Source organism: Methylophaga sp. SB9B (genome assembly GCF_004832235.1).
Taxonomy (GTDB): Bacteria; Pseudomonadota; Gammaproteobacteria; order Nitrosococcales; family Methylophagaceae; genus Methylophaga; species Methylophaga muralis.
The window spans coordinates 150071-163487 of sequence record NZ_SSXS01000001.1 but is presented as its reverse complement, the minus strand read 5'-3'; the positions used below and the strand labels follow the sequence as shown (position 1 = coordinate 163487).

Genomic DNA, 13417 nt, shown 5'->3' with positions numbered 1-13417 from the left:
ATTAATCATTCAATTGTAAAGTAAGTTCTTTAGCCCAGAAAAGTGCATCAAGGTATGCAGCCAACAGTGCATCAGCACTCACAATAGAATAATCAATTGCGGACCAGTTGCCGCGCTCATAATTCAACACCTGATTGAGTGCCATGCCAGCGACACCTTCTTTGAGCAGCAGGGCGGAGTGCAATTCTTCACTTAGCGGCAAGTCTTGCAATAACACTTCAAGCGGTTTATCCATCAATGCATCAAGAGTAGAAAATAGGCCTGCAGCAAAAAACACATCGGCATGACCTTTGTAATATTTTGCTAGCAATTCACACATTCGTCCTCTAATCATGGCGGTAGTGCGTAGCTCATTAGGTTTGTTATCGAGTCCAGACAGGCATAGCAGACTGGCCCAGGTTTTGATTTTGTTTTGGCCCAGCATCACAATGGCTTGTCGAGTGCTACCAACTTCACGAGGAAGACCAAAAAAAGCAGAATTGATTAAACGCAGCAGTTTATAGCTTAAAGCAACATCTTGATTAATGATTTCAGCCAGTTCATCAACCTCAACTTCTGGGTCCTGTAACTTAACTAACAATTCCATTAAAGTTTGAGCAGCGGGAGCGATTTTTTTATCAAAACTGGTGTCGGGCAAGGTATAGAAAAAACCCTGCAACAAATCAATATTGTGTAATTGGCACATGCTGAATTGGTTGGCTGCATTCACATTTAACGCGCATAAGACGGCATGCTGTTGACGCCATTTCGGTAAATTTGCGGATAACTCGTCTGCAGAAAATACATCTAAATCAATCAATAAGGTTTGGCTTTCACCGACGGAAGATGTTGCGTTAGCAGCGTAGCTGACATGCGTAGACGCCGGTTTGGATAATGATTTTTCATTTGCTTCGATGATCAGATCAATACCGGGCATTGAATAATCAAAAAGTGCTTGTTGCCAGGATGCCGGGATAGTTAATAAGGTTTTTTGATTGTGATTAATCGCTTGCAGAATGTCAGAGAGCTGCGATAGGAATTCAGGAACTGGCGCATCCTCATCCAGCGTATTACCGTTGGTATCGAGAAATGTCAGATGGTAGCTATCCACATCAAGTTTTTTGGAAATAAACAACGGCTGGCGGTGAATGAGACCGTTAAAGTGTTTTAGTGAGTCGTATGCCGTGTAGATTTCCGTCATGTAAATCCGCTCTTTTAAAAATTAGGTTTGATTAATAGGTTTCTCTTCCAGAAAATGCATGAGAAAGTGTACCACTGTCAACATACTCAAGTTCACCCCCCAATGGAATACCATGTGCCAAACGCGTCACATAAATGTCTCTTGCCCGAGCCAATTCGCTGATGTAATGCGCTGTTGCCTGTCCTTCAACAGTAGGGTTAGTCGCCAGAATAACTTCAGTGACGGTTTTTTGTTCGAACCGTTCAATCAGAGCGGGTATGCCGAGCGCTTCAGGGCCAATACCATCTAGCGGTGATAAATGACCAGTCAGCACAAAATATTGGCCTTTATAATTTGTTGCTTGCTCAATAGCTATAACGTCACTAGGCATTTCCACAATACACAGTTGATCTTGGCGGCGGGAATTGTCACTACAACGACTGCAAATATCAGATTCACTTAATATTCGGCAACGCTGGCAATGTTTTACATTCGCCAATGCTTTGCTCAACATTTCAGCCAAATGTTCGCCACCGCTACGGTCACGCTCCAGTAAATGAAATGTCATTCGCTGGGCTGATTTAGGACCTACGCCGGGTAAACAGCGCAGAGCCTGAATCAATTGATCAATACTGGGTCCGAGAGTAGCCATATTTTTGAACTAGAAAGGCATTTTCATGCCGGGAGGCATCATACCGGCCATACGTTCCTGAGTCGTTTTCTCAACTTGTCTCACCGCATCATTAACTGCTGCGGCAATCAGATCTTCAAGCATGTCTTTATCATCCTGAAACAGGCTGTCTTCAATGCTCACACGTTTTACATCATGTTTGCCAGTCATAGTGATTTGCACCATGCCACCACCCGCCTGACCGGTAACTTCTACTTGGGCCAGCTCTTCCTGGGCTTTTTGCATATTGGCCTGCATTTGCTGGGCCTGTTTCATCAGATTACCTAATCCACCTTTCATAGGAGATCCTTTTTAAAGTTATAAGGGTTTAATTGTTGTGTCGATTATACGGGCATTAAATGCATTTTTGATCTGCTCAACTACCGGATCATTGTGTATGGCATCCACCGCATTTTGTTGAACTTCGGCAGCTTGTTGCGCACGTTCTGCAGCCAGTGTTGGCACATTTTCCGTGTCTGTTGCTTCCGTAAACACCAGTATGACTTCCACATTTAGCTGTTTACTGACTGCAGCTTGTAATTTAGCCACTGATTTTTCATTAGTCAGATGTTGTAATTCTGGGGCAACTGAAAGATAAATTTTATGTTTATCGGTACGAATAAAAGCACAATGATCGGCAAGTTGTCTGGCAAAAGCAGAAAGTTTTAACTGTGCAATCAAAGCCGTCCAGTTTGCCGTTGTTAAACTGACAAGCTGCTCTGCAGAGTCTGCTCCCGATAACTCTACTGCCGTTTTTTCAGGTTTATTTAAAGCTATAGAATCCGTTGGATGTTCAACCGGAGCCTCATTGATTTCCAATGGTGCTATGTCCGATGGAGGTTTAGCAATGGTTTGCGGTACTGATTCAGTTGTACGATTAATGGTGGTTTCTGGAGAATTGGCTGTTGGAATTGATTTTACAGTCGCATGTTCAGGTGCCATTGCAGGCACTGATTTGGAGTCAGCTTGCGGCTTTTTTACGGGGGGCTGCCCCAAATTGGCATTTACCGCTTGTGGTTGGAAGCTCAACATCCGCAACAAGGTCATTTCAAAACCACTACGTGGATCAGCCGCGTAAGGCATGTCGCGTTTACCATGCAAGGCAATCTGATATAGCAGTTGCACCGTTTCCGTGCTGAAAATATTAGCCAACTTCTGTAAAGCCGCGTCATCTTGCTGGTCAAGCGATTCTGCATCTGCAATCAATTGGATTGTTGCAATGCGCTGCAGACTGGTCATCAAGCCATCAAGTACCACAACAAAATCACGACCTAAGGAAGCCAGTTCGTCAGTATGTGCCAGCAGTGCTTTGGCATCTTTGGCTGCAAAGGCTTCGAGTAACTGAATCAATTGTTGCTGTGACACACTGCCCAGCATCTGGCTGACAATTTCAGCTGTTACCATTCCACCAGCAAAAGCAATCGCTTGGTCAAGAAGGCTCAACGCATCCCGCATACTGCCGTCGGCAGCAAAAGCAATCTGGTTTAATGCTTCAACTTCAAACTCAATGTTTTCTTGCTGCAGGATAAATGCCAGATGGTCAGCGATTTGTTTGATATCCAGTCGCCGCAAATTGAATTGCAAACAGCGCGATAAAATCGTTACCGGCAGTTTTTGCGGATCGGTGGTGGCAAACAAAAATTTAACGTGGGGAGGGGGTTCTTCCAGCGTTTTTAACAAGGCATTAAAACTGCTGGTAGACAGCATATGCACTTCGTCAATCAGATAGACTTTGTATCTTCCGCGACTTGGCGCGTATTGAACATTATCGAGTAACTCACGGGTATCATCGACTTTGGTGCGCGACGCGGCATCCACTTCAATCAAATCTACAAAACGTCCACTGTCGACTTCCATGCAGCTGTTACATACACCGCAGGGGGTTGAGCTGATGCCTTGTTCACAGTTGAGAGATTTAGCGAAGATTCTTGCTAAGGTTGTTTTGCCCACCCCACGAGTGCCTGCAAACAAAAACGCATGATGCAAACGATTTTGATCGAGACCGTTGATCAGCGCGCGTAATACATGCTGCTGGCCGACTACTTCGGCAAATTTTTTGGGGCGCCACTTGCGGGCCAGTACCAGATAACTCATGTAGCTTGTCAGATACCCAATGTGGTCATAAGGGTGGTGACCCAAACCAGCCCAATCTCGGCGCCCGAGTCCGATGGCTGCGCTGCTCCCTTCCGGGCCTGACGTGGTAACCAACATATCGTCGCGAGGAGACCGGCTGGGCCACCATAGAGTTGGCTATTCTATGCTTTTTTTGACTTTAGTGCCATGCATCAAGCCAATAAAAAACGAGAAATTTAGAGAAGGCAACGTATGAAAATAAACTGACCAACATATACATGCGCAAAAGATTATTTAGGGCATGACTTGAGGGTAAATCGATTGGTATAAAGAGGTGGTGTTTTGCTTAAGATGTTCTTGGCGTAACTAATTGAATTAAAATTAATTTAGTTACATTGGTTTAATTGGCGGAGAACGAGGGATTCGAACCCTCGATAGGCTATTAACCTATACACACTTTCCAGGCGTGCGCCTTCAACCACTCGGCCAGTTCTCCTATAAGGGGGCGAAAGCTTATCTCAGTTCGTGGTTTCTGGCAATGCTGGTGAATCTTCTTCAGTATTTTCATCTGTCGACGATTCTGTTTCTTTTGCGGATTTATTCTGCTGACGTTGATTAGTTTGTCTGGCGTATTGCGCCAATCCTTTTAGCACGAGATCCGGCTCATGATTAAGTGGTTGAGGAAGTAACGGAATTAACTCACTTGCATCACCACCAGTAATCAAAAAGCGAATTTCATTTTTGAAATTTTGTTGCAGATCATTGATGAGGCTTTCCAAAGTAGCGGTCACCATATACAGCGTTCCAGCTTGAATGGCGCTGTGAGTGTTGCTTGCCAATAATTTAAACTCACTTTCCTGCGCCACATCATTTAAAGCATCCGTGTTATCGGTGAGCATTTGTTTCATCAGGGATAATCCAGGCAGAATTAACCCACCTTGATGCATACCTTTTTCAGTGACAATGTCGACAGTAATCGCGGTGCCGCAATCAATAATACAAGTGGCTTCTCTGGCATGCTGGCGACCGGCAACGATTGCTAACCAGCGATCAACACCCAAGGTCTCGGCCTGATCATAAGCATTAGTGACACCAAAACGTCTTTTCTCACTTTGAACAAATACAGGTGTAAGTTGCCATTGTTTTTCGATCCAGTCGATGAGTTGAGTTGCTATTTTCTCACCGGCTACATTGCTGACAAAAACAGCTTCGATCTCTTCTAGAGATTTCCAGGCTTTGTTCAAGGCTGCTTTGATGCCTGTCTTAGGTCGGGCGAAGTTCTGTGATTCAGCCAAGACTTTGGATTGTATGGTGGTCCATTTAATCTGACTATTACCAATATCGACTAATAAGATCATGAAGCAAACCTGATACTGAGGTGGCTGTTGGACAAGTAAGCAACTTGCTGGTCGCGCATATAACGTAATTCACCTTGTTCGTTGATACCACAAGCAAGCGCGGTAAATTGACCGTCTTCACTGATGATATTGATGGCTTGATTATGCAAGGCATCATATTGCGGCCATAACGGCAAAAAGTCGTTAAGACCACGATGAGAAAATAGCTCTAAAGTTTCAATCATATTTTGAATTATTTTGGCTGCCAGCCGATTGCGACAGGGGAGCGGGTTACAAAGTTGCTCAAGGCTGATAATAGGCTGAGGGATGGCAGTCTGTATATTGTCCGGTAGTGAGAGGTTCAAGCCGATGCCGACGGTAACGTAGTTTTGGCTTCCGTAACGTGATTCTACAAGAATTCCTGCAAGTTTACGCCGCTTATGTAAAACATCATTAGGCCATTTCAGTTGTAAGTCTTCGATCCCCAGCTCATGAAGAGTATTGATTAGAGCAATGCCAATCGCGATGCTCAGGCCATTGCGTAACGATTCGACATTGAGCGGACGCATTATTGACAGATAAATATTGCCCGTAGCAGGGGAAAGCCACTGGCTTCCACGACGTCCGCGACCAGCGGTCTGCATTTCAGCCATACATATGGCAATACCTTTAATTCCGCTTTGCGATTGTTGCCAGAGAATATCATTGGTCGAAGTGACTTCAGAGAAAACCTGAAGACTATCAATTTGTTGAAGAACATCGGGACTAAGCGCTTCGCGGATGCTGGTTTCGTTGAGCGCAACGTATGGGGGTAAACTCAAAATAGGGCTTCGTAGTCAGTAACGACTATAGTGTAGCGTCAAATGTCTTTTTTTCGCCAGTATTACCTAGAATAGAATCAAAGAAAGTTAAATTTAGACTTTGATATCGAGCAATGTGCCCAGTGTGTCGGAGCTAATTTGTAATGCTTTAGCAGAAGCCTGAACTTGAAATTTATCACTGTTCATATTTACTAATGGGGTCACCATATCACCACCTTTGGTGGATTCGCTGGCTACCGCAAAAGCATTTTTATTCATGCTTTGCATGCCACTCTGAATGCCTTGAAAAGCTGATTGGATGGCTGGAATTGTGCTCATTTGAACCCCCTAAAATTCACAATCATTTCAACACTATTCATGGATTAAGTCTGTGCGTTCTTTCGCAATTTTGCAAAGGCACGAATATAGAGGTTCGCAGCTATAAAAAAACTGCTACTGAATATCACTTCAAATAACGGATACCAGATAATGGCATCACGACTGTAAAGCTCGCCGATACCGTGCGCGATATAGAACAACATCAAAAAACTGGCCCAGGCGTGGGTGTAAGTTTTACCGTAAAGGATACCTCGCATTGGAAACAATAAAGGCATAACACCAATGATAAGCCAGGCGGCTACCGGAAAGTTTTCACTGTGTTCAGCGATTAAAATCCAAATTAATAAAGTAACCATCAGTCCAAAAAAACTGATTAACGAAATCATTCTAAGGTTTCGAACTAAATTCATTTGGCTAGCCTTACTGCGAGTTCTGCCACTCTCAGGCCTAATGCCTGGCAAAGGTCAATTTCTTCCTGACTCAGTGATAGTTTGTTATCTACACCAGCAAAATGGCTAGCACCATAAGGCGTTCCACCTGTTTGTGTCGTCATTAATGCCGCTTCAGTATAAGGCAGTCCGCTTATCACCATGCCGTGATGTAACAGCGGTAACATCATCGATAACAATGTTGATTCCTGTCCACCATGCAAACTGCCGGTTGAGGTAAACACTGCTGCAGGCTTGCCACTTAATGTGCCGGATAACCAACTATCACTGGTACTGTCGATAAAATATTTCAGTGCTGACGCCATATTCCCAAAGCGCGTTGGACTACCGAGTATAAGAGCGGCACATTCCTGTAAATCAGTTGCGGTCGCGTAAAGATGCCCAGAGGAAGGAATAGCTTCTTCAGTAGCTTCACACACGCTAGAAACTTTAGGCACGGTCCGAATTCTGGCAATACATTGCGGGTGTTTTTCCACGCCTCGGGCAATTTGTTCTGCCATGGCTTTAACCTGACCGGACTGGCTGTAATAGAGGATCAAAATCTCATGCATGTTGGGTTCTCAAAGGATATTTAATACGGCTTCAGGTGGCCGACCAATAATGGCTTGATTATCTTTAATGACGATGGGACGCTCAATAAGTTTAGGGTTGGCACACATGGTTTCGATCAACTGTTTATCAGATAATTTGTCATTATCAAGCTCTAGCTCTTTATACAGCGTTTCTTTAGAGCGTAATAATTGCCTGGGGCGCATCTTGAGTTGTTGCAAAATCACGTTTAACTCGTCTGGTGTCGGAGGTGTTTTCAGATAATCGATAATATCAATATCGTGTTGCTCGTTTTCCAATAATGCTAAGGTTTCACGTGATTTGCTGCAGCGTGTGTTGTGATAAATGCGTATTTTACTCATGAAGCTGAATCCAGTAGTTTTTCCAAGGCGGTAAGATGAATTTCAGTTGGCCGGACCGTACCCCATTTGGCACAGCCCGGACATAACCAGTGCATGGTTTTACCAGAGAAACCGCAGTTTTTGCAGGTATAGCGATCACCTTTTTCCACCATTGTACGGGTGATGCGATCAATCAACGGAATCAGTGCAATTTGATTGTTTTCACCCAATTTAATCAGGGTATGTAGGCCCTCGACTGAAGGGTGATGATGTAATTGCTCGTAAAGAAATTGTTGGGCAGCCTTGGAGCTTTCTAGCTCTGCAATAATATTTGTCAGCATAATTCGGGCTGAGGTCATATTGGGATGGCGGGTAATCAATTGAGATAACTTGTCCCTTAATGCGGGTAGATCTGCGAGCTGCTGATATGCCTTATGCCAATAGGGCAAAGCCTCTGAGAGAAATGCAGGATTTTGTTGTTCGATATTTTGCAACGCATCAAGAGCTTTACGTGGTTGGTTGATTGTGAGGTAAAGCCTGGCTTCAAGCAGACTCGCCCGAACGCAATTCGGATCCTGAAATAACGCTTGTTTCAGCATGGTAAAGGCTTCATGTCTATCTTGATTGGCATGTTGCTCTGCCAGCTCACAATAAAATTGGGCAATCAAAGGTCTGACCTGACCTGTTTTACTGGTATCAATCTGTTTGCCCATCTCAATCGCTTGAGCCCATTTTTTTTCCTGCTGGTAAATACGCATTAATTGTTTTGCTGCTTGCGGATGCGGATTTGGTTGCTGTAGTAATTCTAAAAAAAGATGCTCGGCACGGTCTAATACACCTGCATGCATATAATCCAGACCTAATTCCACCATGGCTTGCAAACGTTGTTCGCCATGCAAGCTTGGCCGGGCGATTAAGTTTTGATGAATACGTATCGCGCGTTCAGTTTCACCGCGACGACGGAACAGATTGGCTAAGGCCAGATGCGTTTCGACAGTTTCGCTATTTACTTCAAGTAAGCCGATAAACACATCAATGGCTTTATCGGGTTGTTCGTTAAGAAGGTAGTTCAAGCCTTTGAAATATTCTGGATTGAAAGCTTTAACGTGCTTTTGGGGATGGCGTTGATAATGTCGCTTGGCCAAAATCCAACCGGATAATGCCGCGACCGGTAATAACAAAAATAACCATTGCATCATCATTATATTGGCCTAATGGCTGCTGCGTACAGGCAAGATGCGCAAGCTGTTTAGTTCTTGTTCGGCGTTTTGTAATTTACTGACTAAACGATGATTTTCATAGCGTATTCGAAGTGTGCTGAGTCCAATTAAAGTTGCTCCAATCAGCAATCCCAACAGCAACACAGCAATTAAAAGAATGGCTAAAGGCAATTGCCATTCTACAAAAAACAGATCCAGTGATACCGCCTGCATATTAAATGCGGCAAAAGCAGTGCTGATCAAGAATGCACTGATAAATACGGCGAGAATAAAAATTTTTCTTATCATGGGGTCATCCTGTTGCAGATGGTTTATCTGGAAGTTGAAGATGATCATACCGCAATTATCTTCATTGCCCAGAACAGTGGTAAATCATGTAGAATGTCGAACGTTCTGACAGGTCTGGCCTGTAAAAAATTGTATTTGTGGAGATTTCACCATGACCTTTGTTGTCACTGAAAACTGTATTAAATGTAAATATACTGATTGTGTTGATGTCTGCCCAGTAGACTGTTTTCACGAAGGTCCTAACTTTTTGGTTATTGATCCTGATGAATGTATAGATTGCACTCTATGTGAACCTGAATGTCCTGCAGAAGCTATTTTTTCTGAGGATGATTTACCGGATGAGCAAATGGAATTTCTGCAGATTAATGCAGAATTATCTCAAGTCTGGCCGGTTTTATCGGAGAAAAAAGATCCTCTCGACGATGCTGAAGAGTGGGATGGCAAACCTAACAAAACACCTTTGCTCGAACGTTAAGTTTGAATAAAAAAAGCCCGCTTTCCGAAAGGTTGGCGGGCTTTTTTGTGCTTGGCATTTAGTCCATTAAAAGGCGAAGTTTTTTCATCGCATTATTTTCAATTTGCCGGATCCGTTCAGCGGAAACCTGATACTGCTCAGCTAAGGTATGCAGCGTGGCTTTATCATTATCATGTAGCCAGCGCTGGCTGATAATATCGCGACTTCTATCATCTAATGTGGCTAATGCATTTACCAGTTTCTGCTGCTGAAATTCAGCATAATCATCTTGTTCCAATTGCTTTGATGGATCGCTGTTATCTGCGGCAGCTAAATAAGCTGCAGGTGAATAACTGGATTCGTCATCATCATTATCTACTGGCAAATCAAATGATGTATCCGGTTGGCCAGTCGACGTTCCATATCGATAACATTGGCCGCGGTCACACCGAGATCTTCGGCGACCGCTTCAATTTCATCTTGATTCAGCCAACCCAGACGTTGTTTGGCACTACGCAGATTAAAGAACAATTTACGTTGTGCTTTAGTGGTAGCGATTTTAACGATGCGCCAGTTACGAATAACGTACTCATGAATTTCAGCACGAATCCAATGCACAGCAAATGAAACAAGGCGGACGCCTTTTTCCGCGTCAAAGCGTTTAACCGCTTTCATCAAGCCGATATTACCTTCCTGAATCAAATCGGCAACAGGTAAACCATAACCGCTGTAGCCTTTGGCAATACGAACTACAAAACGTAAATGTGACAGAACCAGACGTTGTGCTGCTTCAAGATCGCCATTTTGTTGAAGACGTGTTGCTAAATCGTGCTCTTCTTCAGCCGTTAAAACGGGAATCTGATGCACAAGATTTGTATATGCATCCAGATTGCCAATAGGTGCAGTGGCAAGTTGATATTGGGCTGCATGTGTTGTCATGTATGCGTTCTCCCTGAGAAAACCTATTTCATTTTACCAAATAGAATAATAAAAAGTACCTATTAGAATACCATTGGTATGGAAAGTTTCTTTATCTGCCTAGCTTGGCTCAATTGCGCTCAAATGTCTACTCACGGCTAGCCAAGCGCCCATCACACCGAGCAATAATCCGCAAAGCGGCAAACCAAATAACATTTGCCCAGCAAACCATCGAAGTTTGAATTGACTGTCATATAACGCGGCCAGATCATCAATTGGTCCGCTGATGATGAGCAGACTTATTAATAACGTCACCCAGGCTAACACTCCACCAAGCAGGCCATACCACATCCCGGTATATAAAAAAGGTCGTCTGACAAACGCATTGGTACCGCCAACTAATTTAATAACACGAATTTCCGTTTGACGATTAAGAATGGCGAGGCGGATGGTATTGCCGATAACCAGCAACACACTTAACGACAATAAAATAGCCAGGATACTGATACCACGTTGACCAGTTTCATTAATACTGCGAAGACGTTGCAACCACTGCATATCGAGTTGAGCTAAATCCACTTCGGGTAAAGCTGCCAGTCTTTCCAGCAACGCTTCGGTAGCTTCCTGAGGCTGATTTTCTTCAGGCTCAATAATGATAACTGCTGGTAAAGGGTTGTTCGGTAATGTGTCCAGCAGACTCTGTAAACCAGATATTTCACGAAACTCGTTTAATGACTGCTGCGCTGATTGAAATGACGCTTCAGTGATATCTGGCCAGGTAAGCAGCTGTTCTGCCAGTTGCTCACCACGTCTGTCAGACATCTCATTCTGCAAAAATAATGAAATGCGATTGGCTTGTTGCCATTCACCGCTTACTTGTTCGACATTCTTTAGAATGATATACAAACCTGCAGGTAATAAAAGGGCAATGCCGATTACCAGTAAGGTCATCGTGGTGGCCACTGGTTGTCGCCATAATTCGCCAAGGCTGGAGAGCATGACCTGCACATGACGTAGCAGGTAGTTATGGATATTAAATAATTTCATGAATGATTTTCAGCAAGTTTTCCGTGCTGCAGCGTGATATGGCGATAGGACATCTGGTTGATTAAATCCTGATCATGGCTGGCAATAAACACGGTAACGCCGACCTGATTAAATTGTTCAAACAGATGCATGATTTCTCTGGATAATTCTGGATCGAGATTCCCGGTTGGCTCGTCCGCTAATAGCACTGGGGGGCGATTAACCACTGCTCTGGCGATACCAACACGCTGTTGTTCACCACCTGACAAGGCAATTGGTAAACTGCGCTCTTTACCGAGTAAACCAACTTTATCCAAAGCCGCCCGTACCCGGCGGCCAATTTCACGATGATTTTCGCCGGCAATAATCAATGGTAGGGCAACATTATCAAACACCGTTCGATCATGCAGCAGATTATGATCTTGAAAGACCAAACCTATTTTGCGGCGGTAATAGGGTATTTTCCATTTTGGCAGCCGATTCAGATTTTGATTATTGACGATGACCTGACCATGAGAACTGCGCTCAATCAATGCAATCAGTTTTAATAAGGTACTTTTACCTGCACCTGAATGACCGGTTAAAAAAGCCATTTCACCCGACAATAACTCAAAACTTAAGCCTGAGAGTGCTTCATGTTGGCTTTCGTAACGTTTATAAACCTGTTCAAAACGAATCATGGTGTGGTTTCACGGCCGAGTAGGGCATCAACAAAATCTTCTGCATCGAAAGTTCTTAAATCATCAATGCTTTCACCCACACCAATATAACGAATGGGCAAGCCGATTTTTTTGGCTATCGCAAAAATGATTCCGCCTTTAGCGGTTCCGTCCAGTTTAGTCAGGGTAATGCCAGTTAAACCTATGGCCTGATGAAATTGTTCAGCTTGAGACAAAGCATTTTGTCCAGTACCGGCATCTAAAACCAGCATTATCTCATGCGGTGCATTTGCATCCAGTTTGGCCATCACTCTTTTTACTTTTTTGAGTTCTTCCATCAAATTGGATTGCGTATGCAAACGCCCTGCGGTATCCGCAATAAGAATATCCATTTGTCGAGCTTTGGCGGCTTGTAACGCATCAAAAATAACGGATGCTGAATCGGCGCCGTTTTGTTGCGCAATCACTGGGATCTGATTACGTTCTCCCCAAACCTGCAACTGCTCAACAGCTGCGGCACGAAAAGTATCGCCAGCAGCCAACATGACTTTTTTGCCTTGCAATTGAAATTGCTTGGCTAATTTACCAATAGTAGTGGTTTTGCCAACCCCATTAATGCCCACCATTAAGATCACAAAAGGCCAGGCGATGATTGAATCTGTAGTGGCTTGGATACTGGTTTAAGGATCTCCACCATATCGGCATGCATGGCAGCAAATAGTGCTTGTGGATCATTCAGCTGCTTGCGGGCGACGCGTTGGGTTAAATCATTAATGATGGTTTGAGTGGCTTCGATACCCAAATCTGCACTGAGTAATTGAGTTTCCAATTCTTCCAGCAGATCATCGTCAATGGTTTTCCTGCCCAGTACTAAATCAGCAAAACCTTCGGTCAGTTTTGAGCTGCTGCGACTCAGTCCCTGTTTAAGGCGACCAAAAAAACTGGGTTTATCTGAAATATCGGCAACTTGAGTATCTGCGGTAATTTCCGCATCATGTGCGGCTGACTGCTGCTCAGTGAGGTTTGCTTGCTCGCTGTTGTTTTCGCTGGGTTTGGCTTTTTTTCTGAGGAAACTAAACATATTCTCGGTTTGTCGTTAGTGTTCGATTAATAATCTTATCATGTCATCAATTGT

15 protein-coding genes, 1 tRNA gene, 1 other RNA gene and 2 pseudogenes are annotated in these 13417 nt (G+C 43.9%); 1 reads left to right on the top strand and 18 read right to left on the bottom strand.

Annotated features, from left to right (window positions below):
* Window position 1: 1 nt before the first annotated feature.
* From E8Q33_RS00765 to E8Q33_RS00700, 14 genes are all read right to left on the bottom strand, one after another.
* The gene (locus tag E8Q33_RS00765; protein WP_069295713.1) at window positions 2–1180 is read right to left on the bottom strand and encodes an EAL and HDOD domain-containing protein; all 1179 of its coding nucleotides are present in this window, start codon (window positions 1178–1180) and stop codon (window positions 2–4) included.
* 31 nt (window positions 1181–1211) lie between these two features.
* Window positions 1212–1811, bottom strand: a complete 600-nt coding sequence (recR, locus tag E8Q33_RS00760) for a recombination mediator RecR (RefSeq protein ID WP_136552179.1) — start codon at window positions 1809–1811, stop codon at window positions 1212–1214.
* Window positions 1812–1820: 9 nt separating this feature from the next.
* A complete protein-coding gene (locus E8Q33_RS00755) occupies window positions 1821–2129 on the bottom strand; it encodes a YbaB/EbfC family nucleoid-associated protein (protein WP_069295715.1) in 309 nt (102 codons plus the stop codon).
* A gap of 18 nt (window positions 2130–2147) precedes the next feature.
* Window positions 2148–3923: a DNA polymerase III subunit gamma/tau gene (gene dnaX / locus E8Q33_RS00750; protein ID WP_136552177.1), complete on the bottom strand. Its 1776-nt coding sequence runs from the start codon at window positions 3921–3923 to the stop codon at window positions 2148–2150.
* A 41-nt stretch (window positions 3924–3964) separates the two neighbouring features.
* Window positions 3965–4061, bottom strand: an RNA gene (gene ffs / locus E8Q33_RS00745) — signal recognition particle sRNA small type.
* A 246-nt stretch (window positions 4062–4307) separates the two neighbouring features.
* Window positions 4308–4398 (bottom strand) — tRNA-Ser (locus E8Q33_RS00740).
* Between the two features lie 22 nt (window positions 4399–4420).
* On the bottom strand, window positions 4421–5260 hold the full coding sequence (locus E8Q33_RS00735; RefSeq protein ID WP_136552175.1) for a type III pantothenate kinase: 840 nt from the start codon (window positions 5258–5260) through the stop codon (window positions 4421–4423).
* On the bottom strand, window positions 5257–6060 hold the full coding sequence (locus tag E8Q33_RS00730) for a biotin--[acetyl-CoA-carboxylase] ligase (protein WP_136552173.1): 804 nt from the start codon (window positions 6058–6060) through the stop codon (window positions 5257–5259). Before E8Q33_RS00730 ends, E8Q33_RS00735 begins: the two co-directional genes overlap by 4 nt.
* Window positions 6061–6153: 93 nt before the next feature.
* The gene (locus tag E8Q33_RS00725; protein WP_069296826.1) at window positions 6154–6378 is read right to left on the bottom strand and encodes a hypothetical protein; all 225 of its coding nucleotides are present in this window, start codon (window positions 6376–6378) and stop codon (window positions 6154–6156) included.
* Between the two features lie 44 nt (window positions 6379–6422).
* A complete protein-coding gene (locus tag E8Q33_RS00720; RefSeq protein WP_136552171.1) occupies window positions 6423–6788 on the bottom strand; it encodes a DUF2069 domain-containing protein in 366 nt (121 codons plus the stop codon).
* On the bottom strand, window positions 6785–7378 hold the full coding sequence (gene wrbA / locus E8Q33_RS00715) for an NAD(P)H:quinone oxidoreductase (RefSeq protein ID WP_136552169.1): 594 nt from the start codon (window positions 7376–7378) through the stop codon (window positions 6785–6787). The genes E8Q33_RS00720 and wrbA overlap by 4 nt, the downstream gene beginning before the upstream one ends.
* Before the next feature lie 9 nt (window positions 7379–7387).
* Window positions 7388–7738 carry an arsenate reductase (glutaredoxin) gene (gene arsC / locus E8Q33_RS00710; protein ID WP_136552167.1) on the bottom strand — a complete coding sequence of 117 codons (351 nt, stop codon included), beginning with the start codon at window positions 7736–7738 and terminating at the stop codon, window positions 7388–7390.
* Window positions 7735–8919 carry a lipopolysaccharide assembly protein LapB gene (lapB, locus tag E8Q33_RS00705; RefSeq protein ID WP_247869848.1) on the bottom strand — a complete coding sequence of 395 codons (1185 nt, stop codon included), beginning with the start codon at window positions 8917–8919 and terminating at the stop codon, window positions 7735–7737. Before lapB ends, arsC begins: the two co-directional genes overlap by 4 nt.
* Before the next feature lie 9 nt (window positions 8920–8928).
* Window positions 8929–9225 carry a lipopolysaccharide assembly protein LapA domain-containing protein gene (locus E8Q33_RS00700; RefSeq protein ID WP_136552165.1) on the bottom strand — a complete coding sequence of 99 codons (297 nt, stop codon included), beginning with the start codon at window positions 9223–9225 and terminating at the stop codon, window positions 8929–8931.
* A gap of 151 nt (window positions 9226–9376) precedes the next feature.
* On the opposite strand from E8Q33_RS00700, the gene fdxA reads away from it, so the two are divergent.
* Window positions 9377–9700 (top strand): ferredoxin FdxA, encoded by a 324-nt coding sequence (gene fdxA / locus E8Q33_RS00695; protein ID WP_069296830.1) that lies wholly within the window; start codon window positions 9377–9379, stop codon window positions 9698–9700.
* 58 nt (window positions 9701–9758) lie between these two features.
* On the opposite strand, the pseudogene rpoH reads toward fdxA, so the two are convergent.
* The 4 genes and pseudogenes from rpoH to ftsY form a co-directional block, all read right to left on the bottom strand.
* A pseudogene (gene rpoH, locus E8Q33_RS00690) lies at window positions 9759–10618 on the bottom strand (RNA polymerase sigma factor RpoH).
* Window positions 10619–10717: 99 nt separating this feature from the next.
* Entirely contained in the window at window positions 10718–11644 is a 927-nt protein-coding gene (gene ftsX / locus E8Q33_RS00685; RefSeq protein ID WP_136552163.1) for a permease-like cell division protein FtsX, read from the bottom strand.
* On the bottom strand, window positions 11641–12303 hold the full coding sequence (ftsE, locus tag E8Q33_RS00680; protein WP_136552161.1) for a cell division ATP-binding protein FtsE: 663 nt from the start codon (window positions 12301–12303) through the stop codon (window positions 11641–11643). Before ftsE ends, ftsX begins: the two co-directional genes overlap by 4 nt.
* Window positions 12300–13363 (bottom strand): annotated as a pseudogene (gene ftsY, locus E8Q33_RS00675) (signal recognition particle-docking protein FtsY). Before ftsY ends, ftsE begins: the two are co-directional and overlap by 4 nt.
* Window positions 13364–13417: the final 54 nt, after the last annotated feature.

Excerpts from the sequence above, each read along its gene's own strand:
- E8Q33_RS00765 (WP_069295713.1), bottom strand. The coding sequence starts at position 1,180 with ATGACGGAAATCTACACGGCATACGACTCACTAAAACACTTTAACGGT.
- recR (WP_136552179.1), bottom strand. The coding sequence starts at position 1,811 with ATGGCTACTCTCGGACCCAGTATTGATCAATTGATTCAGGCTCTGCGC.
- E8Q33_RS00755 (WP_069295715.1), bottom strand. The coding sequence starts at position 2,129 with ATGAAAGGTGGATTAGGTAATCTGATGAAACAGGCCCAGCAAATGCAG.
- dnaX (WP_136552177.1), bottom strand. The coding sequence starts at position 3,923 with ATGAGTTATCTGGTACTGGCCCGCAAGTGGCGCCCCAAAAAATTTGCC.
- E8Q33_RS00735 (WP_136552175.1), bottom strand. The coding sequence starts at position 5,260 with ATGATCTTATTAGTCGATATTGGTAATAGTCAGATTAAATGGACCACC.
- E8Q33_RS00725 (WP_069296826.1), bottom strand. The coding sequence starts at position 6,378 with ATGAGCACAATTCCAGCCATCCAATCAGCTTTTCAAGGCATTCAGAGT.
- E8Q33_RS00720 (WP_136552171.1), bottom strand. The coding sequence starts at position 6,788 with ATGAATTTAGTTCGAAACCTTAGAATGATTTCGTTAATCAGTTTTTTT.
- wrbA (WP_136552169.1), bottom strand. The coding sequence starts at position 7,378 with ATGCATGAGATTTTGATCCTCTATTACAGCCAGTCCGGTCAGGTTAAA.
- arsC (WP_136552167.1), bottom strand. The coding sequence starts at position 7,738 with ATGAGTAAAATACGCATTTATCACAACACACGCTGCAGCAAATCACGT.
- lapB (WP_247869848.1), bottom strand. The coding sequence starts at position 8,919 with ATGATGATGCAATGGTTATTTTTGTTATTACCGGTCGCGGCATTATCC.
- E8Q33_RS00700 (WP_136552165.1), bottom strand. The coding sequence starts at position 9,225 with ATGATAAGAAAAATTTTTATTCTCGCCGTATTTATCAGTGCATTCTTG.
- fdxA (WP_069296830.1), top strand. The coding sequence starts at position 9,377 with ATGACCTTTGTTGTCACTGAAAACTGTATTAAATGTAAATATACTGAT.
- ftsX (WP_136552163.1), bottom strand. The coding sequence starts at position 11,644 with ATGAAATTATTTAATATCCATAACTACCTGCTACGTCATGTGCAGGTC.
- ftsE (WP_136552161.1), bottom strand. The coding sequence starts at position 12,303 with ATGATTCGTTTTGAACAGGTTTATAAACGTTACGAAAGCCAACATGAA.